Origin of the sequence: Streptomyces sp. RP5T (genome assembly GCF_003933965.1) — a bacterium.
Classification (GTDB): domain Bacteria; phylum Actinomycetota; class Actinomycetes; order Streptomycetales; family Streptomycetaceae; genus Streptomyces.
In genome coordinates, this window is sequence record NZ_RSAJ01001126.1 from 1 (window position 1) to 1,175 (window position 1,175).

Sequence of the window (1,175 nt, forward strand, 5' to 3'; positions counted from 1 at the left end):
GGGGAGGGCGGCTCGGCGGGCGGGTGTGCGCACGGACTCCGGTCCGCGTGGTGGTCCTTGGCCACGGTGGAGCTCATGCCGGTTCCCCTCATCAAGATCCTCGTGATCGCAGCTGCGTCGTCATGACCGCTTCTGCTCGGGTGGCAAAGACGGATGCGGGGCGGAAAGGTTGAGGAAGGGAAGTCAGGCACCGGGTCCCGCTCCCCATGTCTTCCACCTTTCCTCCGCGATTCGATGCGAAGTCGATGCAAGTTGCCCCACCTGCGCGTAATCCGCAGGGTGGAAGGGCCGCGGTTGCTCTCGGCGACCCCCAGGCCCAGCGGAGGAGTGACGATGACGACCGCACAGCGAACCGGCGGGGACATCGACGACAGCGATCTCGTGGAGGGGTTCCTCAACGGGGACGAGGCATGCCTCACGGTCGTGCACAGCCGGTGGGGCCCCCTGATCCATGCCCTCGCCAGGCGCTCCCTGGGGGACGCCAAGGAGGCGGAGGACGTCACCCAGCTGGTGTTCCTCGCCGCGTGGCGGGGCCGCGCCGGATTCGCTCCGGAGCGCGGCACCCTGCCCGGCTGGCTGACCGGCATCGCCCGCCGGAAGATCGCCGACGCGCTCGCCGCCCGCACCCGGCGCAACGAACTCGTCGCCGCCGCGGGCGCCCAGTTGCTGCTCAGGGCCGACGACGAGGCCGTACGGCCGGAGGCCGCCCTCGACCGGGTCCTGCTGGCCGACGAGATGGCCCTGCTGCCGGCACCGCAGCGCCAGGTGCTCAACCTCGCCTTCTACGACGACCTCACCCAGACCCAGATCGCCGAACTCACCGGCTGGCCGCTGGGAACGGTCAAGAGCCACGCGCGGCGCGGCCTGCGCCGCCTCGCCGGCCGGCTCGGCAAGGATGAGCTCGTCGAGTGCGCCGCGTGACAACGACGCAGAACCGACGCACTCCCGCGCCCGCGGTCGGCGGCACCCGCCGGGCGAAGCAGGTGACATCCGCATCCGCACGGGTACTGCCACCGGAACACCGCCGCGGCACACGGCGGCCGCACGGAGGGAGTGACCCGGAGATGTACGAGGCGGACGTCGCCATCATCGGAGCGGGGGCCGCGGGTCTGTCCCTGGCCCACCGCCTCTCCCGCCCCGAGCCCGGCACGCGCGGCCCCTCCGTCGTCCTCGTG

At 72.2% G+C, this 1,175-nt stretch carries 2 protein-coding genes; both read left to right on the forward strand.

The genetic code is table 11. From position 1 onward, the window contains the following. Positions 1-333 precede the first annotated feature (333 nt). Positions 334-921, forward strand: a complete 588-nt coding sequence (locus EHS43_RS44905; RefSeq protein WP_125196094.1) for an RNA polymerase sigma factor — start codon at positions 334-336, stop codon at positions 919-921. An 86-nt stretch (positions 922-1,007) separates the two neighbouring features. Then, the coding region (locus EHS43_RS44910) for a lycopene cyclase family protein (protein WP_260471026.1) at positions 1,008-1,175 on the forward strand (168 nt) is incomplete at its 3' end.